This is a genomic window from Candidatus Pelagibacter sp., assembly GCF_052049675.1.
Classification (GTDB): domain Bacteria; phylum Pseudomonadota; class Alphaproteobacteria; order Pelagibacterales; family Pelagibacteraceae; genus Pelagibacter.
The window spans coordinates 841,185-861,768 of record NZ_JBNGZM010000001.1 but is presented as its reverse complement, the minus strand read 5'-3'; the positions used below and the strand labels follow the sequence as shown (position 1 = coordinate 861,768).

The 20,584-nt window shown below is 22.5% G+C and carries 20 protein-coding genes; 17 read left to right on the top strand and 3 right to left on the bottom strand.

Features of this window, described 5'->3' with window-relative positions; translation table 11 throughout:
* The first annotated feature begins 11 nt into the window (after positions 1–11).
* From pseI to ACTT9L_RS04640, 15 genes are read left to right on the top strand one after another with little or no spacing between them, the layout of a single operon-like run.
* Positions 12–1,040, top strand: coding sequence for a pseudaminic acid synthase (gene pseI / locus ACTT9L_RS04710; protein ID WP_440928174.1), 1,029 nt, complete (start codon positions 12–14; stop codon positions 1,038–1,040).
* A complete protein-coding gene (gene pseF, locus ACTT9L_RS04705; RefSeq protein WP_440928173.1) occupies positions 1,037–1,708 on the top strand; it encodes a pseudaminic acid cytidylyltransferase in 672 nt (223 codons plus the stop codon). The genes pseI and pseF overlap by 4 nt, the downstream gene beginning before the upstream one ends.
* A complete protein-coding gene (locus ACTT9L_RS04700; RefSeq protein ID WP_440928172.1) occupies positions 1,705–3,324 on the top strand; it encodes a hypothetical protein in 1,620 nt (539 codons plus the stop codon). Before pseF ends, ACTT9L_RS04700 begins: the two co-directional genes overlap by 4 nt.
* Entirely contained in the window at positions 3,314–4,084 is a 771-nt protein-coding gene (locus tag ACTT9L_RS04695; protein ID WP_440928171.1) for a hypothetical protein, read from the top strand. The genes ACTT9L_RS04700 and ACTT9L_RS04695 overlap by 11 nt, the downstream gene beginning before the upstream one ends.
* Before the next feature lies 1 nt (position 4,085).
* A complete protein-coding gene (locus tag ACTT9L_RS04690; protein WP_440928170.1) occupies positions 4,086–5,288 on the top strand; it encodes a hypothetical protein in 1,203 nt (400 codons plus the stop codon).
* A gap of 15 nt (positions 5,289–5,303) precedes the next feature.
* Positions 5,304–6,035, top strand: a complete 732-nt coding sequence (locus tag ACTT9L_RS04685; RefSeq protein WP_440928169.1) for a cytidylyltransferase domain-containing protein — start codon at positions 5,304–5,306, stop codon at positions 6,033–6,035.
* Positions 6,032–6,871: a class I SAM-dependent methyltransferase gene (locus tag ACTT9L_RS04680; protein WP_440928168.1), complete on the top strand. Its 840-nt coding sequence runs from the start codon at positions 6,032–6,034 to the stop codon at positions 6,869–6,871. The genes ACTT9L_RS04685 and ACTT9L_RS04680 overlap by 4 nt, the downstream gene beginning before the upstream one ends.
* Before the next feature lie 15 nt (positions 6,872–6,886).
* Complete coding sequence (gene pseB / locus ACTT9L_RS04675; RefSeq protein WP_440928167.1) at positions 6,887–7,894, top strand: UDP-N-acetylglucosamine 4,6-dehydratase (inverting); 1,008 nt, start codon at positions 6,887–6,889, stop codon at positions 7,892–7,894.
* On the top strand, positions 7,872–9,050 hold the full coding sequence (locus tag ACTT9L_RS04670; RefSeq protein ID WP_440928166.1) for an aminotransferase class I/II-fold pyridoxal phosphate-dependent enzyme: 1,179 nt from the start codon (positions 7,872–7,874) through the stop codon (positions 9,048–9,050). Before pseB ends, ACTT9L_RS04670 begins: the two co-directional genes overlap by 23 nt.
* Entirely contained in the window at positions 9,050–10,732 is a 1,683-nt protein-coding gene (locus ACTT9L_RS04665; protein WP_440928165.1) for an ATP-binding cassette domain-containing protein, read from the top strand. Before ACTT9L_RS04670 ends, ACTT9L_RS04665 begins: the two co-directional genes overlap by 1 nt.
* Before the next feature lie 10 nt (positions 10,733–10,742).
* The gene (locus ACTT9L_RS04660) at positions 10,743–11,831 is read left to right on the top strand and encodes a glycosyltransferase family 4 protein (RefSeq protein WP_440928164.1); all 1,089 of its coding nucleotides are present in this window, start codon (positions 10,743–10,745) and stop codon (positions 11,829–11,831) included.
* A gap of 60 nt (positions 11,832–11,891) precedes the next feature.
* Positions 11,892–13,034 carry a DegT/DnrJ/EryC1/StrS family aminotransferase gene (locus ACTT9L_RS04655; RefSeq protein ID WP_440928163.1) on the top strand — a complete coding sequence of 381 codons (1,143 nt, stop codon included), beginning with the start codon at positions 11,892–11,894 and terminating at the stop codon, positions 13,032–13,034.
* The gene (locus ACTT9L_RS04650) at positions 13,024–13,869 is read left to right on the top strand and encodes a glycosyltransferase family 2 protein (RefSeq protein WP_440928162.1); all 846 of its coding nucleotides are present in this window, start codon (positions 13,024–13,026) and stop codon (positions 13,867–13,869) included. The genes ACTT9L_RS04655 and ACTT9L_RS04650 overlap by 11 nt, the downstream gene beginning before the upstream one ends.
* A gap of 3 nt (positions 13,870–13,872) precedes the next feature.
* Complete coding sequence (locus ACTT9L_RS04645; RefSeq protein WP_440928161.1) at positions 13,873–14,826, top strand: GDP-mannose 4,6-dehydratase; 954 nt, start codon at positions 13,873–13,875, stop codon at positions 14,824–14,826.
* Position 14,827: 1 nt separating this feature from the next.
* A complete protein-coding gene (locus ACTT9L_RS04640; protein ID WP_440928160.1) occupies positions 14,828–15,796 on the top strand; it encodes a GDP-mannose 4,6-dehydratase in 969 nt (322 codons plus the stop codon).
* 3 nt (positions 15,797–15,799) lie between these two features.
* Here ACTT9L_RS04640 and ACTT9L_RS04635 read toward each other — a convergent pair whose 3' ends face one another.
* A complete protein-coding gene (locus ACTT9L_RS04635) occupies positions 15,800–16,750 on the bottom strand; it encodes a nucleotide-diphospho-sugar transferase (RefSeq protein WP_440928159.1) in 951 nt (316 codons plus the stop codon).
* A gap of 23 nt (positions 16,751–16,773) precedes the next feature.
* Here ACTT9L_RS04635 and ACTT9L_RS04630 point away from each other — a divergent pair, with 23 nt between their 5' ends.
* Both ACTT9L_RS04630 and ACTT9L_RS04625 read left to right on the top strand, forming a co-directional pair.
* Positions 16,774–17,733: a hypothetical protein gene (locus ACTT9L_RS04630; protein WP_440928158.1), complete on the top strand. Its 960-nt coding sequence runs from the start codon at positions 16,774–16,776 to the stop codon at positions 17,731–17,733.
* A gap of 4 nt (positions 17,734–17,737) precedes the next feature.
* Entirely contained in the window at positions 17,738–18,466 is a 729-nt protein-coding gene (locus ACTT9L_RS04625; protein ID WP_440928157.1) for an FkbM family methyltransferase, read from the top strand.
* Here the strand turns inward: ACTT9L_RS04625 and ACTT9L_RS04620 are convergent.
* Positions 18,453–19,484 (bottom strand): hypothetical protein, encoded by a 1,032-nt coding sequence (locus ACTT9L_RS04620; RefSeq protein ID WP_440928156.1) that lies wholly within the window; start codon positions 19,482–19,484, stop codon positions 18,453–18,455. The two genes, ACTT9L_RS04625 and ACTT9L_RS04620, sit on opposite strands and share 14 nt — an antisense overlap.
* Positions 19,481–20,572, bottom strand: a complete 1,092-nt coding sequence (locus ACTT9L_RS04615) for a glycosyltransferase (RefSeq protein WP_440928155.1) — start codon at positions 20,570–20,572, stop codon at positions 19,481–19,483. The genes ACTT9L_RS04620 and ACTT9L_RS04615 overlap by 4 nt, the downstream gene beginning before the upstream one ends.
* Positions 20,573–20,584: the final 12 nt, after the last annotated feature.

The following is a 20,584-nucleotide window of genomic DNA, read 5'->3' as shown; positions in this document are numbered from 1 at the left end:
TTTTTTCGAATTTGATTAAAAAAGATTCAAAAAAAGTTTACTTAATTGCTGAAATGTCTGGTAATCATCAAGGATCTTTGAAAAAATCAATTGAATATGTTAAAAAAATTATAGACTCAGATGCAGATGCAATTAAGTTTCAAGTCTACACACCAGATACAATAACATATAAATCAAAAAGAAAAGATTTTCTTGTAAAAAGTAAATCAAATTGGGATAAGTTTGAGAATTTATATTCATTATACACCAAAGCATACACTCCTTGGAACTGGATAGAAAAATTAGCTAATATTTGTGATAAAAATAAATATCCATGGTTTGCATCTCCTTTTGATGTTTCAGCAGTAAATTTTTTAGAAGAATTAAATTGTAAGGCTTATAAGTTGGCTTCGCCAGAAATAACAGATCTTGGATTAATAAAAGCTATTAGCTCTAAAAATAAACCAGTAATTATTTCTACTGGCTTAGCAAGCTTTACAGATTTAGATCTTGCAGTTAATGAAATAAAAAAAAAACATAAAAAGATAGCAATTCTTAAATGTACAAGTGCTTATCCTGCTCCACAAGATCATTTAAATTTAAATTCAATTCCAACTCTTAGAAAAAAATATAAATGTGCCATAGGTTATTCCGATCATACAGTTAATGAAGTAGCACCAATAGTAGCAACAGTTTTAGGGGCAACAATTATAGAAAAACATTTTAAAATTGATGGTGACAAAAATTCTATTGATCATCATTTTTCATTTCCGATTAGTAAAATTAGTAAATTAAAAAAATCATTAGATGATGCAAAAGTATCTCTAGGTCTTAATAATCTTAAAATAATGCCATCTGTAAAACAAAATTTAAGAGGGAAAAGATCTTTATATGCTATACAAGACATAAAAAAAAACGAGGTAATAACAAACAAAAATGTAAAATCAATCAGACCTAGTTTTGGATTACACCCTAAATATTTGGAAAAAATAATTAATAAAAAAGCAAAAAAAAATATTGAGGCTGGTGAGAGGATTTCTTTAAGTAAAATAAAAATATGACAGTTTGTATTATACCTGCAAGAGGCGGAAGTAAGAGAATAAAAAATAAAAATATAAAAAAATTTGTAGGTTCTCCCATGATATCACATGTAATAAAAATGGCTGTTAATTCAGGATTATTTAGTAAAGTAATTGTATCAACTGACTCCAAAGAAATTGCAAAGATTTCAAAAAACGCTGGTGCTGAAGTTCCGTTCTTGAGAGAAAAAAAACTAGCAGGAGATAAAGTGTCAACTTTTGATGTTCTAAAAGATGTAATTAATAAACTTAATATACACGATAAGTTCTTTATGTGTATTTACCCAACAGCAGTATTAATTAATTCTAAACAATTAAAAAAAGCTTTATTAAAAATAAAAAAAAGCAATTTTGATCAACTAATTGCAATAAAAAAATTTAACAATTCTCCTTGGAGAGGTTTTAAAAAGAACAAAAATTTTATCTCTAGTATTTTTAAAAAATATTATAAATTTAGATCTCAAGATCTTAGTGATATTTACCATGATACAGGAACTTTTTATATTTTTAAAACTAAAAAATATATTAGTAGTAAAGGAAACTTTTTAAAAAAAACAACATTTCATGAATTAGATATTTTTTCAGGTATTGATATAAATTATAATGATGATTTCAAGCTTGCTGAAATAATATATAATTTTAGAAAATGAAAAATATTTTCAAAAAAGGGTATGTGAATGATTTTATTGATTATGCTAAATCAATTACAAAAAAAAACAAAGTTATTCATAAAAATAATTTAATTTTAGTAGAACTAAATGGATGGCAACCTTTCCATGTAGCATCATTATATTTGTTAAAAGCTTTGGTAGATAAGTATAAATGTAAAATCATAGGCTATGATAATTTTGAATTATTAAATTACAAAAAAAGAAATTTCTTCGAAAATTTAAAATGGTTCTTGGGATCAAAATTTGGTTTAAAAACATTTGATATTTATAAATCCATAGGAGTTAACTCATTTTTAAAAATTAAAAAAAAAGAGAGTAAAAATATAAATAGAATAATTTCAATTGAAATTTGTAAAATACAAAATCTTAAAGAGCTAGAAAAATATAAGTTCAGAAATATTTTAATTGGAGATTTAATTTATGATAGTTATTTAAAAAAATATTTGTTACCTACAATTGATATTAAATCAATACAATTTAGAATATATTTTGCAGAATTTATTAAGAATTTTATTTATTGGCTTGAGTATTTTAATAAAAAAAAAATCAAAGCTGTAATTGCTAGTCATGGTGTTTATTCTTTAGCAATACCTTTGAGGATTGCACAAAAAAAAAAAATTAATTCATATGTTCTTAATGAAGAAAAAATTTATAATTTAAAATATATACCAATCAAAAAATATGTCTCTCCAACTTCATTATTCCAAGAAACAGAATTTTACAAAAAAATTTTTAATACAAAAAACTCAATTGAAAAAAAAAATATTTTAAAAGTTGGTAAAAAAATTTTGATTAAAAGAATGAAAGAAAACTTTACATATTCTTATATTAGAAAAAAAAATAAAAAACTAAGTAAAAATGAAAAAAAAATTCATCCGAATAAAACTGGAGTATTGATCGCAGCACACTCATTTTTTGATAGCCCGCATGTATATGGTAGAAATTTTTTTCCTGATTTTTTTGTTTGGTTAGATTTTTTAACTAAACTTAGTAAGTATACAAATTACCAATGGTATATTAAAGCTCATCCAAACAAATTTGATTTAACAGATAAAGTTATTAAGCAATTATTAAAAAAAAACAAACATATTAAAATTTTACCAGACTATTATGACTTAAAAAAAATAAGACAAATGAATATACAAGCTATCTTGACAGTTTATGGTTCAATTGCGAAAGAGGCATATTTATATAATATTGTTCCAATCAATGCTTCAAATAGCAATCCTTACAGAAATTTTAGTTTCGCACTTACTCCGAAAAATATTGAAGATTTTAAGAATAAAATTAACAATCTATTAAAAGCAAAAAGAGAATTTTTTAGTAAAAAAAGAGCAAATATTTGCCTAAAAGATTTGTATATTTATTATTATATGGATACTGAATATTTTAATAAAAATTACCTTTTTGAAAATTTTGAAAATTATATTTTTTCAAAAAAATCAAGGATGGGAATTTTTAAAGATAAGTTTTATTTTGATTGTATTTATGGAGTTCATAAATTAAATTATTCTAGTATAATCAAACGTTTAAGCAATTTTATAAATTCAAAAGATTATGTCTTAAGCAGAAAACATGTAATTGATGCTAGATGAAAATTTTAAATTAAATTTTTTTTACAATAAAGATGTAGTCATTTATAATTGCAATAAGTTTTTTAATGAAAAATTTTATGATGATTTAAATGAGGCTTTTCCAAAATTAGATAGAGAAAATTTTGATAAAAAAAATCATGGAAAATATAGTTTAGAGATAAATAGTAAAAAATTTGATTTATTAGCCAAAAATAATAAGACACTAGAAAAATTTAAACAACACATCAATTCAGAGAAGATTCAAAAAAAACTGTATTGGGAAATTTATACAAAATTATTATTTGCAAATAAAAGAAATTTACTTAGGTTAATTAAGTATTTAAGATTTCCATCTTTCAAGAATATAAATAGAATTAATAAATATTTATTTTCAAAAATTAAATTAGATTGTGAATTTTCTTATATTGAGAATATGGGAAAAATTGTTCCACACGTAGATTCTATTAAGGAAATTTGTACATTTCTAATTTACTTTCCGGACGAAAAACTCAATGATGAAGATATGGATAAACAAGAAAGTTATGGGACTAGTTTTTGGGAGTCTGATTTAAAAAATTTTAGTAATAAACATCTTATTCTAGAGAAAGATGAAAAAGAATTTAAAGAAAAAAATAAAATTTTTTATATTTCTAGATTTAAAAAAAATCATTGTTGTGGTTTTTTAAGAAATGATAAATCATGGCATACTGTTGAGCCAGTGAATATTAATCCAAACTATATTCGAAAATCAATTAATATTAATTTTATTTTAGAAAATTAAATTGAAAAAAAAAATTATAATTTTAATTATAAATAAGCATATTGGTGAAATAGATTGGATTTTACCTTTATTATATAAAATTAAAAATAAATATAATTTTATAACAATTTTCAATAATGATGAAATATTTTCAAGCTTGACCAAAAATAAAAGTCTATTTCTATTATGGAAAGATATTAATCAAGATTATTTAATATTAAAAAAAAGGAATGACTTAATTTTAAAAATTATTTTAAAATTTACAACTTTATTTAATTTCAAAAAAATAAGTGAAAAAATTAATTTAAAAATACATAATATTTCTAAAATTAAAATGACCAGAAAAATTAAAATTAATGAAATAAAATATATTTTCTTGACATATAACAATCATTCATTTTGGCCGCAATCTTTAAAAAACTTTTGTAATAATATTCAAATTGTAAGATTTCCAGAAGCACAACATATATGGGATTATAATTCAAAGTATAATTTAAAATTTATAAAATATGAAAAATTAATCTCAGATATGATTATACTTCCATATAAATACGATGTTTTTTCAAAAAATTTTTTAAAAAAGAAGCAAATAATTAATTGTGGTATTCTAAAATATGAAAAAAAATGGAGCTCTAAAGTTCGCTCTATTAAAGACAAAAAGTTACCTTCAAAATTTTTTTTAGTAGTTACCAGGCCACCATTTGATGGTAAAAATGATAAAAAATATTTTTCAACTGAATCTTTTGAATATATGTTGAGAAGTATTTTTAATTTAGCAAAAAATTTTCCTAGTTATAATATTGTTTTTAAAACCCATCCCAACGGAACAGAAAAAAAACTAATTACAGATCTAGCAATTAAAAATAAATTCGAAAATTATTTTTTTTCAAATGATCATTTATTTAATCTAGGTGCAAAGGCAAAGATTTGCATTAGTTTTTATACATCAGGTATTTTAGATTTAATATATGTTAATAAAAATGTAATTGAGTTTTGGTTGGGGGATATTGACAATTTAGATCTTATTAAAAATAAAAAATTGCATAAATGGCAGACTATTTATGCTAAAAATAAATTAGTTAGAAATGTTGAAAATTATAAAGAATTATTAGATATGACAAATAAAATACTATTTAAAAACAATACTATTAAACAAAAAAAAATAAATTTATTTTTTAATGAAAATAAAAAAATTAATAAAGAATTAAATATTACCAAGTTTTAGAAAAGTTTTAATTTTATGAAAATTTGTGCTGTAATTCCTGCAAGATATTATTCAAAACGTTTGTCGGGTAAACCATTATTAAAAATAAATAATAAAGAAATTTTATTAAGAACTTATGAAAGAGCAATTAAAGTATTTAAGCCAGAGGATACATATGTTTTTACAGAAAGTGAATTTATTGAAAAAAGATTAGGCAAAAAGATTAAAAATATTATTATCCAGAAAGGAAAATTTTTCAATGGCACAGATAGAGTATCTAAAGGTTATAGCAAAATAAGAAAAAAGTACGATGGAGCATTAATTATATCTTGTGATAATTCCTATATTAGAAAAGATACAATAAAACAAACTCTCAATACTTATAAAAAAATTTTTAAACTGAAAGAGTATTGTGGGGCAACAGTTCATAAGAAAGAAAAGAGTGAGAAAATATTTTATAACAAAAGTATTGCTAAAATTGTTGTGAATAAAAAAAACGAAGTTATGTATATTTCAAGATCACCAATTCCTAATTGTCATAAAAAAACACAAATATTCAATACTCATCATGGCCCCGTATGTCTAAAAATAAACTATTTAAAATCTTTTCATAAAATACCAAATACAAATTTACAATTAAATGAAGATAATGAATGGTTGAAACTTATTGAAAGTGGTTTTAAAGTTATGTCGAACCAGGTAAAAAATATTTCAAGAGAAATAAATACTAAAGCAGATTTAAATTTCTATAAAAAAATTAAAATATGAATAACTTTTTTAAGCTTAATTATAACAATTATTTTATACAAAAATTTAGCACTAATAAAAAGTTAAGAAATTTTAAAAACAATCTTTATTGGAAAGATTTTAAAAATTTTAAAGATCCAGATGGTAAATTAAGAAATCTTTCAATTGAAAGAAAAAAAAAATTAATAGATCTTAAAAACGAAATTAGTTTTATTAAAAATAAATTTAAAAATCGCAAATGTAGAATAATTGATTTAGGTAGTGGATTTGGTTTTTTTTTATCTGCTTTTGGAAAAAATTGGGAAAAACACGGTATAGAATTATCTGATTTAGCTAGTCATGACTCAAAAAAATGGTCGAAAATACATAAAATTGATTTAGAAAAAAAAATTACAATTTCAGATATGAAAAAACTTGGAAAATTTGATGTAGTTTTTAGTTATCACGTTATTGAGCATTTAAAAAATCCAAATCAATTCATTCTTAATGCAAGAGAGTTGTTGAAAGACAATGGAATATTTATTTTAGGTACTCCAAATTTTGATAGTGGTTGTGCAAGATTATTCAAAAAAAAATATCGCTTTTTTCATGATAAAACACACATAACCTTTTTTTCTGAAAATTCCTTATATCGATTATTTGATGATTATGGATTTGAAGTTTTTAATGTTGATTATCCATATTTTGAAACTTATCATTTTAATCTTAATAATTTAAAAAAATTATTTAATAAAAAACAAGTTTCACCACCATTTTATGGAAATATTATGACATTTTACACAAAAAAAAGGTCAAAAAAAAGTCTAAAAGATTATTTAAAATATAAAACTCAAAGATTTAAAAAATTAATCAAGTAAATATAGGAGATAAAATTGTTTAGTGGAAAAACTATATTAATAACTGGTGGTACAGGTTCATTTGGAAATGATTTCATAAAAAATATTTTAAAAAATAAATTAAGTTTTAAAAAAATTATAGTTTTTAGTAGAGATGAGTTTAAACAATTTAAACTAGAAGCGAAAATACCTAAAAATTCACAAAAAAAGTTTAGATTTTTATTAGGTGATATAAGGGATTTAGATAGATTAAACTTCGCGTTTAAAGATGTTGATTATGTAGTTCATGCTGCTGCATTAAAACATGTCCCTAAGGCAGAATATAACCCATTTGAGTACATAAAGACTAATGTGATAGGAACGCAAAATGTTGTAACTGCAGCATTAAATAATAATGTAAAAAAAGTAATTGCCTTATCTACTGATAAGGCGAGTAGTCCTATAAATTTGTATGGCGCTACAAAATTATGTGCAGATAAATTGGTAACTTCAGCCAATAATATTAAAGGTAATAGACAAATTAAGTTTACAGTAATTAGATATGGAAATGTTTTTGCTAGTAGAGGATCAGTAATACCTAAGTTTTTAGAGTTAAAATCCAATAATTATTTTCCAATAACAGATAAATCGATGACAAGATTTAACATTAGTTTGAAAGATGCATATAACTTAGTTATTTGGTCTTTAAATTATAGTTACGGTGGTGAAATAGTGGTACCAAAAATTCCTAGTTATAAAATTACTGATTTAGTTAAAGCAATAAATCCTAAAGCAAAATCAAAAATTATTGGAATAAGATCTGGTGAAAAAATTCACGAAGAAATGATTTCGTATAATGAATCTAGAAATGCAATAGTATTAAAAGATAAATATTTAATTTTATCTGAAAATAATAAAGATAGTGCAAAAAAATATTATAAAAAATTTGCCGGTTATAAAAAAATTATTAAACAGTTTAAATATGGCTCAAATCAAGAAAAGTATATATCTATAAAAAATTTGAAAAACTTAATTAACGAATATGTTGATAGCAAAAATGATTAATTATGGAAATCATTTTGTAGACAAAGAAGATTTAAAAAAAATAACAAAACCTTTAAGTGAAAAATATCTAACTAGTGGGAAATATCTAAATCTTTTTGAAAATAAAATAAAGAATTATTTTAAATGTAAATATGTCATCGCATGTTCAAGTGGAACATCAGCAATTTTTTTAGCAATGAAGTCATTAAATTTAAAAAAAAATGATATTATCATAATGCCGATAATAAATTTTGTTGCCTCAGCAAACATTGCTAATTTACTAGGTTGTAAAATATATTTTGCTGATGTGCATGAGAAAACGGGACAGATGACACCCGAGACTCTAAAAAATTGTATTAAAGATAACAAACTAAAAAAAATTAGTGTCGTACTAACCATGTACATGGCAGGACATCCTTATAACATTTCAGAATTTTATAAACTTAAAAATAAATATAAATTTACTCTTATAGAAGATGCTTGTCATGCATTTGGATCTCAATATAAAATTAACTCTTTACATAAAATTGGATCGTGTAAACATAGTGATATTGCTACTTTCTCATTTCACCCTCTAAAAACTATTACAACTGGTGAAGGGGGGTGCTTAACTACAAATAATTATAAGATCTTTCAAATGGCTAAAAATTTAAGAAACCATGGTTTCGACTCAAATTATAAAAAAGCTCATTGGCAATATGATCTTATAAAAAGTAGTCTAAATTTTAGATTAAGTGAGCTTAATTGTGCTTTAGGAGTTTCTCAAATTAAGAAAGTAAATTTTTTTTTAAAAAAAAGATCAGACTTAGCTAATAATTATTTTAAGTTATTTCGCAAAATTAAATTAAAAAAATATATTGAGTTACCACAATTTGATAAATTAAAAATTAAATCATCATGGCATCTTTTTTTAATTAATATTGATTTTACAAAATTTAATACAAAAAAAGAATTATTAATGAATCACTTGTTTAAAAAAGGACTAAAGGTTCAATATCATTATACGCCTATAAATCAATTTAGAATTTTTAAAGTTCCAAATACTGTTTTTAGAGGGGCAAAAAATTATAAAAGATCTACTATAAGTATCCCAATATTTGTTGCTTTAAATAAATCAAATCAAATTAAAGTTGTAAAATTAATTAATAATTTTCTAAAAAAAAAATTGATTAAATAATGAGGATAATTTTTAAATTTTTAGATAAAAAAGTAAAAAGAAATTTAATTATAATATTAATTCTATCTTTTTTTATTATTTTGCTAGAAACATTAAGCGTTGCTGCGATATTTCCTTTAATGAAAATTTTACTTGATACTGAATATTTAAAAAACATTAGTATCTTGAAAAATTTTCTCAATGTTTATAGTGAAAATACAATTTTAATAATTTTTATATCAATAATTTTTTTTATCTACACACTAAAAAATTTATTATTGTTAATATTCACGATTATTCAAAGTAAATTTCTTAATTTTGCAAATGCGAATTTTTCAAGTAATTTATATAAAATATATTTAAAGTTTGAATATCAAGAATTTCAAAAAAAAAATACAAGTTATTATTTAAGAAATATAATTGATAATGTTAATGCATTTTTTGGAACATTTATTAAATATTTGATAAGTTTCATTACAGAATTGTTTATAGTTTTGGGTTTATTTATAATTATGTTTATAGCATCTCCAATAACTAGTATTTTATTTGTAATTAGCATGGGTTTAATTGGAGGTTTAGTTTATCTTTATCACCAAAAGAAAATTTCATTTTGGGGGAGTATTATTCATGAAAATTTAGTTAAAAAGTTAAATCAAGCTAAGAGAGGACTTACACTATTCAAAGAGATTAAGTTATTTAATAAAGAAAATCACTTTGTAAATAGCTATTTTCAAATATTAAAAGATATTGCGAAAATTTCTTATAAGTTTGATGGGGTAATGGCTTTACCGCGACTTTTTTTGGAAGTTGCTGGTATATCTTTTATTTGTATTTTTATTTTAATTAAGGTTATGAGTAATCAAGATCCATCGGATTTTTTACCTATTCTAGCTTTGTATGCATTGTCAGGCTTTAGGTTAATGCCATCAGCAAATAGGTTAATTGGTGCAATTCAAAGATTAAAATTTTCGAGGCCAATGATAGATTTTTTAGAGTCAGAAATTGAGAGATTTCATTCAAAAGAGTTTAAAAACATAAATAATCAAGATTTTAATTTCATTTTTAATCAAAAGATAAATATTAAGAATTTAGTATTCAAATACCAAGAAAGTGAGAAGAAAATTTTTGATAATTTTAATTTAGAAATAAAAAAAGGTGAATATGTAATTATTAGAGGACCTAGTGGTGTTGGAAAAAGTACTTTAATAAATCTTATTTTGGGTTTGTTGAAGCCAATAAGTGGCGAAATTCTTATAGATAATCAAAATATTCATAAAAATTTGGGAAAATTTTACAACATTATAGGACATGCTCCTCAAGACATTAATTTAATTGACGATACTTTAATGGCAAATATAGCATTTGGATGTTTCTCTGAAGAGATAGATAAAAATCGAATAATTAAATCTATAACTATTGCTGGATTAAAAAATTTTGTAGAAAATCTACCAAATAAACTTGAGACAGATGTTGGTGAAAAAGGTTTTAAAATATCTGGGGGACAAAAACAAAGAATTGGTATTGCTAGAGCAATTTATACTAATCCTAAAATCATTATTTTAGATGAGTCTACTAATGCCTTAGACTCTGACACAGAGTTAGAGATAATTAAATCTTTGAAGAATGAAAAAATGACAGTAATTCATATTACACATAAAAAAGAATTATTAAAACATTCTGACAAAAATTTTACATTAGACTAGTCACTCACGAATGAAAATTTTATATGATAATTCAATTTTTTTTAACCAATCTTATGGTGGTATATCGAAATACTTTATTAAATTATTTAACTCTTTTAGTAAAAAAGATGAAGTTAATTTTTTAATTTCCCATGGTATTCATAAAAATGAATATTTAAAAAATTTTCATTCTAAATCATATTTTTTAAAAAAATATCCACCGTTATGTGAAAAAATATTTAGTAGATTTAACAATTTTAATTTAAAAAAAAATAATTTATTTTTTAAACCAGATATTATTCACTATACTTATTATGGACCTCAAATCTCAAAAAGTTGTAAATCAATTTTAACAGTTTATGATCTAACACACGAAAAATTTTATAAAAAATATGGATTCAAGAAACCATATTTTAATTATAGAAAAAAAATTTTTGATCATGTTGATGCTATCATCTCAATATCTGAAAATACAAAAAAAGATTTGATAGATATTTACAATATTAATGAAAACAAGATACATACCATCTATCTTGGTATAGATAGTAATTTAGATAAAAATTTAAATTTAAATAAATCTAAAAATCAAAATCCTTATATACTTTATGTAGGAAACAGATCAAAACATAAAAATTTTATAAGTGTAATTAAAGCTTACTCAAAATCAAAAAAAATAAATAATAATTTTGATTTTTTATGCTTTGGTGGAGGAAATTTTAATTCATATGAAAAAAATTTATTTTCTAAACTAAACGTTATCAATAAAGTTAAGCAGGTATCAGGAGACGATGCTAATTTAAATGAGTTTTACAAAAATGCAAATTTACTAGTTTACCCAACACTTTATGAGGGATTTGGACTTCCACCAATGGAGGCAATTCAAAATGGTTGTCCAGTACTGATATCAAATGTTGAGTCTTTGAAAGAGATATATGGTGATAGCGTGATTTACATAGATGATCCTTTAAATATTGATGAATGGACTCAAAATATTGAAATTCTTTTATTTCAAAAAAAAATTAGTGAGGAATTTTTAGTTAAAGGAAAAAAAAGAATTGAATTATTTTCTTGGAATAAATGTGCAGATCAAACAAAAAATTTATATCAAAAGTTACTTTAAAAATCTAAACAATTTAATTTCTTGACAAATTGGTCTTGTAATGATTTTAGTTGAAAATTTATGTATCACTTAAATTTACCAAATCTATCTAAATTAGAAAAAAAATATTTAAACGACTCATTCGATAAGGGATGGCTTTCTAGCTCAGGAAAGCATACTCAATTACTAGAAAAGAAAGTTAGTAAGTTTATAGGAGTTAAATATTGTGTTGCGGTACAAAGTGGTACAGCTGCATTGCATGCAGCTTTACTTGGTATGGGGGCTGATAAAAATTCAAAAATTATCTCACCAAATTATAGTTGCATATCAAATTTATCATCTATTAAACAATGTAATTCATTGCCTGTTTTAGTTGATGTTGAGTTGGAAACATTAGGCTTAGATTTAAAACTACTTAAAAAAGCAATTAGTCAAACCAAACCAAAAATTGTTCAAATTGTACATGTGTATGGTCATCCAGCTAAGAATACAAAAGAAATTATAAATTTTTGCAAAAGTAAAAAAATTTTAGTTTTAGAAGATGGAAGTGAAGCACTGGGAGCTTCAATAAATGGTAAAAAAATTGGTTCCTTTGGAGATGTAAGTGTATTTTCAACCAGATCTGAAAAAATGATAGGAGTAGGAGAAGGTGGATTAATATGTACAAATAATAAAAAAATATTTCAGAAAATCTTATTATATTGTTCTAGAGGAGCAAAGGAAAGAACTAAGAAAGATAAATATTGGAAAAAGTATTTTATTAGTGAACATGGATTTAATTATTTATTGCCACATTTGCTTGGTGCAGTTGGAAGAGGTCAGATTGAGAGATTTAAAAAAGAGATACTTCCAAAAAAAATAAAAGTAGGAGAATTATATAGAGAAATATTTGTAGAAAATGAGAAATACAAACTTATTCAAAATGAAGTTAAAGGTAATAAATCAGTATATTGGTTGAATGGAATTTATTTAAAAAAGTTAGATAAAAAAAAAATATTTAAATTAGGTGAAAATCTTCAAAAAAGAGGAGTTGAAGTGAGATCTGGTTTTTGGCCATTATCTGATTTCAAGTTTTTTAAATCAAAACTTTATTTAAATGGTTCATCAAAAAAAATATTTAATAAAATAATTGTTTTGCCATCTAATTGGTTATTAAAAAGAAAAGATATACTTAATATAAAAAAAATACTAAATACTGAAATAAAAAAGATAAGTGGAAGATAATAGTCAATTTAAATCATACAATAATTTTATTAAACGTGATGATAAAAAATTTTTACACGGTGGTATTAGATTAAAAGGAGCATTAAAAAATAGTTCTGATCAAAAACCTTTAATTTCAGTAATTACAGTTGTTCTTAATGGGGATAAGTACTTAGAAGAAAATTTTGAAAGTATTCATAATCAGAATTATAAAAATTTTGAACACATTATAATAGATGGAGGATCCAAAGATAAAACTTTAGATATAATTGGAAGTAAAAATCATTTAATTGATTATTGGATTTCTGAGACGGATGATGGAATATATGATGCTTTTAACAAGGGTTTAAAATTATGTAGAGGAGACTACATAGTATTTATAAATTCTGATGACAGACTTTACGATCAAAATGTTTTTAAAACAGTAATTGAATATTTTAAAAATAATAAAGAAATTGATTTTATCTTTGGTCCAGTAAGAAAACATTGGGGATTAGTACATGGTTACAAACCCTGGAAATTAAAATTTAGTTGGGGTTTTTACTCAAGTCATTCAACAGGTTTTTTTATAAAAAAAAATTCAGCAAAAAAAATAGGATTATATAATTTAAAATACAAATATTCAGCGGATTATGATTATTTTTATCGTATGATTGTCCATCTTAAAATGAAAGGAGTTTCAGCAAAGAAAAATGAAATATTTGGGATTTTTAGAAGAGGTGGGTTTTCAAGCACAGTAAGTTTTTTGGATCATTTTTTTGAGACTATAAAAATACGTTTAGATAATAAGCAAAATAAATTCATTGTATTAATTATTTTTATTCTCAAATATTTAAAGAACTTTAAAAAATTTTAATAAATGAGAAAAAAAGCATTAATATTCGGAGTTTCAGGGCAGGATGGTAGCTATTTAACCAAACTTTTAATTCAAAAAAAGTATATTGTATACGGAACCACAAGATCAAAAAACAAATACATTAAAAATTTTAAGAAGTTAAGTATAAATAAAACTAAAGTTAAAATATTTGTTGTAAATCATTTTCAAAAAAAGAAAATCGAAACTATAATAAGAAAAATTAAATGTGATGAAATATATTATTTTTCAGGTGTTTCGTCTGTAAGTGAGTCTTTCAAAAAGGAAAATTTAACAATCGAGTCTAATGTAACAGGATTAATAAATATTTTAGATGCGGTGAATAAAATAGATAAAAAAATAAAAGTTTTTAATCCAATATCTACTGATTGTTTTGGAGATCAAAAAAAATCCATAAGTGAAAATTCAAAGTTTGATCCGTCTAGCCCTTATGCTTTATCAAAAGTAATAAATTATTATATTGGCGAAAATTATAAAAATAACTTGAAATTATGGGTATCAAATTCTTTTATATCAAATCACAATTCTTTACTTAGAAATAAGCAATTTATATTTGGAAAAATTATAAATTATATAAATAAAAAAAATATAAATACTAAAAAAAAATTATTTGTTGGTAACATTGATATTAAAAGAGATTGGGGTTGGGCACCTGAGTTTGTAAAATTTATATATTTAATTATGCAAACAAAAACAGCAAAGAATTATGTAATTGGTACTGGAAAGAAAAGAAGTTTAAGATTAATCATAGATAAGTTTTTTAAAAGATATAATTATGATTATAAAAAATATATTAAAAAAGATAAAAGTTTAATTAGATTAGGCGAATCAAAAGAAACTTATGCAAATCCAAAATTATTGAAAAGAACTTTCAATAAAATACCAAGTGTTTCAATAGACAAAATAGTAGATAATTTAGTAAAAAATAATTTTGATTAATATGAAAATTTTAATTACAGGTGTTGCGGGATTTATTGGATTCAGTTTTGCAGAATATTTGCTTAAAAAAAAAAATAAATTTAAAGTTTATGGAATAGATAATTTAGATGACTATTATTCAGTAAAATTGAAAAAAAAAAGACTTAATGTACTTAATAATTATAAAAATTTTTCATTTAAAAAAATTGATATAACAAATAAAAAAAAATTACAAAAATATATAAAATTTAATAAGTTCAACCAAATTTTTCATTTTGCAGCTCAGGCAGGTGTCAGATATTGTTTAGTAAATCCACTTAAATATGTAAAAGTAAATATTTTTGGGTTTTTAAATATTATTCAGGCAGTTAGAGACAACAAAATAAGAAAATTCTTTTATGCATCATCTAGCTCTGTTTATGGTGAAGTATATAATTTTCCAATAAAAGAAAATGCTAATTTAAATCCTAAAAATGTATATGGAAATACTAAAAAAATAAACGAATTTATTGCTAAATATTTTTTCAAAAATTTTAAAATTTCATCTGTTGGTCTTAGATTTTTTACAATTTATGGAAAATGGGGAAGACCGGATATGTTGTTGTTAAAAATACTTCAATCTCAAAAAAAAAATAAGAGCATACATTTAAATAATAAAGGAAATCATTATAGAGATTTTACTTACATTAATAACGTAAATATTATTTTGAATCGATTAATGAGAAAAAAAATAAATGGAAGCCAAGTATTTAATATATGTTCTGGAAAACCAATATATATTTTAGATATTATTAAATTAATGGAAAAAAAAGCTGGGAAAATCAAAAAAAAAAATGCAGCAATAAATCCTGCTGATGTTTATAAAACACACGGTTCAAATAAAAAAATATTAAATTATCTTAAATTAAGAAAGATAGACATCAATCATGAAAAAAATATAACGAATTTAATTGAGTGGTTTTACAAAAAAAAAATTTATAAAATTATTTAAAAATTATTTAAAAATTTTTAAAAAATTTAATTTAATTAATTTTACAAGATATCTAAAAAAATAAATTTTTCTAATATGTTTATGCTCTAAATGATCTAGCTTAATATTTATTTTAATTTTATCTGGTGATTTGATTGGAAATTTCATTAGTGAATTTTTTAATTCAGGGAATGTATCGTCACCTTTACCATGAGTAGAATCTGGTCCCCAACCAATATGTTTACATAAATTTTTATAAGGCCTAATAATTAAACCATTATTTTTCCAAATACTGAAAAGTAATTGGTAATCCCATGATTTAATTTCCTCTAAGTAAGATAGCTTAAATTTTTGATAAAAATAATGTGCAACAGAAATATTAAAGTTAAAAAAATAAATTAGCCAAAAAAATTCTTTTAAACCTTTCCAGCTTTTCATTTTTTTATCATTTTCTTGCCATCTATCTTTCCAGATAGCCCATCCATGTGTGCCTGGACAATTACTAAAATAGTAACTATTTTGACTTAAAATATTTTCAAAATAATAATTTCCTGAAATCATCTTAATTTTTTTATTTTGACGATATTTATTAAGAGTGAATTTACAAAATTCAAAAAAAGATATATCTGGTAAACAATCATCTTCTAAAATTACACATTCATTCTCTTGTTCGAAACACCAATCAATTGCTTCATTTATATTTATCTTTAAACCAATATTTTTTTTTCTAAATTTTTTATGAATTTTGCAGTCCCAATCAATTTTTTCAAAAATTAAATTTCTTACTAAATTACAGTTTTCTAAATCTTTCTCTATTTCCCCTCTTGGTCCATCAGCAGCTATATATAATGTTTTAGGTTTAAGTTTTTTTAATACTTCAAAAATTTTATCAAGATATTTAGTTCTGTTAAAAACTATAAGCACAATTGGAGTGTTAAAACTATCCATTTGTTTTTTTGTAGTATTTGAAAACATAATGATTAAATTGTTTAATAAATATGAAATATATTGTTTTCATACTAAAACTTTTATTAGATGCAGTAAGAGATACGTTTAAAATAGTCAAGCATTTTAATCTAATTAAACATAATAATTTTTTAGTTATATTTAAAATGTTTATTATAAGGTTCTTTTTTAGTTTCAGTTCAATAAGAAAGTTTCAAAAAATTAAATCAAGCAATTATATATCTAAAGAAATTTATTTTGAAGACTCAGAAATCAATGTAGAAAAAATTTCTAACGAAATTGATAACTTGGGTCATGCCAACTCACTTAAGTTAAAAAAAAATTATGTTGAGGAATTAAAAAAACTTGTTTTTGATAGTCAAAACTTTGATTTTAAAAAAATTAGTAAAAATAAAGTAAATCTAAAAAAAATGGATAATGAAAGTGAGAAAGAATATGTGCAAAGATTAGAATCATCAAAAATCAGTCGTCTAACAGGTACAATTAACTTAAAAGATGAAAATATTTTAAAAAGTATTATTACGTCAAAATCTCTTATAGAAATTGCAAAGTCATATTTGAATACTAATTGTATTTCAATAAATGCTACTTACTTTATATCAAATCCGATTAAAACATCTGAAGAAGAAAAATATTCTAATGCACAATATTTCCACTGGGATAATGATTTTGTTAAATTTTTTAAATTTTATATTTATCTATCAGATGTTGATGAATTTGCAGGTCCACATGTATTTGTACCCTTTTCTCATAAATATAAAAAAAAACAACATAGGCTATGTCGGCTTTATAGCGATGATAAAGTTTTGTCTGAATACAATAATATTAAGTATTTTAAGGGGGCTGCTGGTACAAGTTTTTTTACGGATAGTTATGGATTACATAAAGGAGTTCCACCTTTAAATAAACATAGGTTGATGTTAAATATTCATTTTGGAAAAGGAAAATTACTTTATAGTGAAGATGATTTATTTATTAATCTAAAAAAATAAAAAATTGAAAAAAAAAATTAAAAATTTTACAAAAAACTTAATTCGTAAATTTGGATGGCGATTAGAGAAAATAAGAAAAAATAGTTTCTATAATTTAGAAAAACCAAACTTAGAACTAATAACTGCTTTAATAAACTGTAAAGGAATTATTCATGTTGGAGCACATAGAGGAGAAGAGGCGCCTGTTTATGAATGGTTTGGGAAAAAAGTATTATGGTTTGAGGCAAATCCATATATTTTTAAAGATCTTGAAGATAATATTTATAAATACAAATACCAAAAAGCATATAAAACCTTACTTCTAGATGAGAAAAAAACAAATGTAAAATTTAATCTATCTAATAATGATTTTGCATCATCTTCAATTTTCAACTTTGGAAAGCTTAGCGAGGGTAAGAATTCTATTTGGCCAGAGAAAAATCTTAAAATGATAAAATCAATCAATATCGAGTCAAATACTTTTGACAATTTGGTTAAAGAAAAAAATTTAGAAATTGAAAATTATAATCACTGGGTAATTGATGTACAAGGTTCTGAATTATTTTTTTTAAAAGGTGCTAAAAAATCTCTAAGTTGTTGTAAATCAATATATATTGAGGTAAGTAATGATCAAATATATCAAAATGGTTCAAAGTGGGCTGATGTTAAAAACTTTTTAACAAATTTAGAGTTTAAACAGATCACTGAAATGAATTCAAATCACACAGATGTTTTATTTGTTAAAAGTTCTTAAAACCACCTAGAAATTCAGGAAGAATTTTTTTAATATACCATAAAAATTTTGCATAAATAATATTTTCAGAATTAAAACCATTATCAATTTTGAACAATTTAAAATTTAGATTATGGTAATTTACAAATTTTGCAGCATCTGGAACATGTGACTCAGAACACACTATTCCACTTGTTTTTGACAATAGGTACATATCAATTAAATTCTCTCTACCTATCATGTATCTATGGTTAGCTCTTTCATAATTGTTAAAAATGTCATAATTGTCTGATCTGTAACTTGAATATGAACACAAAATATTATTATATTTTTTTTTTAGTCTCTTGTAATAATTAATATCTTCAGTAACTAAATATATTAAATTATATTTATCTTCTTTCATTTTTTTGTCTACTAAACTCACAATTTGATTAAATGTAGGAGGGAATGGGTGCCTTTCCTGCGTTTTCATATCAGTTCCTCTAAAATGTACTCCAAGAACTTTTTTATTTAAAAAATATTTTTCCTCAAAATTTTTTATATCATCCAAAATATTCTTCTTGATTTTAAAATATTTAATAAATAAATCATAATGTTTAGCTGTAAGATTCTCGAAAGTGTCAAACTCTTTAATTTTATTTGTTTTATTAGAAGTAATTATGACAAATTTGCTTTTATAAATTTCATCAAGTTTATATTGATTAATGGGATCAAAGTAATAATCCCACATATTTAATGAAGAATTAATTTTATCAGGTTCATTATATTTTGTTGGATAATTTTCAAAGTCAATTACAGGAATACAACCAAAATTTTCGCACAAATATAAATGGTGTAGAATGTAGTTTATATTTGAAAACATTCCACCACCTCTAAATCTTTGTATTACATAAAAAATTTTATTAGTATTTAGATTTCCAAAACATTTAATATTATAATTTAAATCTCTACTTTCATTTGACATTAGATTAAGTTTTAAATCTCTGTGAATATTGGATCTATTTTTATAAACTAGTTTTTTTATTATTTTCTTTATCATAAAAATTTAATTATTGAATAATAATATTCTTTCATACTTTTATCATAATTGAAACGATTAAGAGATTTAAAACCGAGTAAAATTTTTTTGTTATTTTTTTTTTTATTATAATTTAAAATAATTTTAGATAATTTTTTATAATTTCCGACATCAAATAGTTCACCAGCTTTTCCATTTAATAAAATTTCTTTTGGTCCTGTTGGGCAATTTGAAGAAATAATAAATTTTTTGAAAAATTGTGCTTCTAATAAAACATTAGGTAGACCTTCAAATTTAGAAGTAAGAACAAAAATATCTGTATCTTTAAAATATTTATATGGATTTTTTTTATATCCAACTAAAAATATTTTATTATTTAGTTGGTTATTATTAATAAAATTTTTTAATTTATATTTTTCAGATCCCTTGCCAATTAAAATCAGTTTTAAATTAATTTCATTTTTAATATGATTTATAGCTCTCAAAACTGTCATAAAATCTTTTTGCTGAGTTAATCTTCCAACAGATAAAATTTTAAGTATATTTTTTTTTGTTTGAAAAATGTTTTTCTTAGAACCAATAATTTTATTTTTTATATATTTTTTATCAAATGGATTGTAAATACACTTAGCTTTAACTGCAAATCTATCAAACATTTCTTGTTTAAATTCTAAAGAATTTACTATTGTTAAGTCTGCCTTTTTTAAAAAAATTTTAAATATTTTTTTTTTTAAAGTATTTTGTGACCAACCAGATGGAGATGAGTTAGATCGTGATATAATTTTAATTTTAAAAATTTTAGCTAAAATTATTGCATAGATATTTGCTTGAAAAGATAGGATTGTAACTTTTCTATTTTCTTTGATTATTTGAAATATTAATTGGATTAAACAAAAAATATACTTAAAAATTCGATTCTTTTTACGCAAAAATTTAAAGTCTAAACCTAAAAATTTTATTTTTTTATTAAAGTTTTTTTTGTAATCAAAATTTGCTGTAATAATAGCTATATCATTTATCTTTTTTGATAAATAATTGCTAATTAAAAAAAGGTTTTTTTCGACACCACCGTCTTCAATAGAAGGTATGAAAATAATTAATTTTTTCATAAAATGAATTTG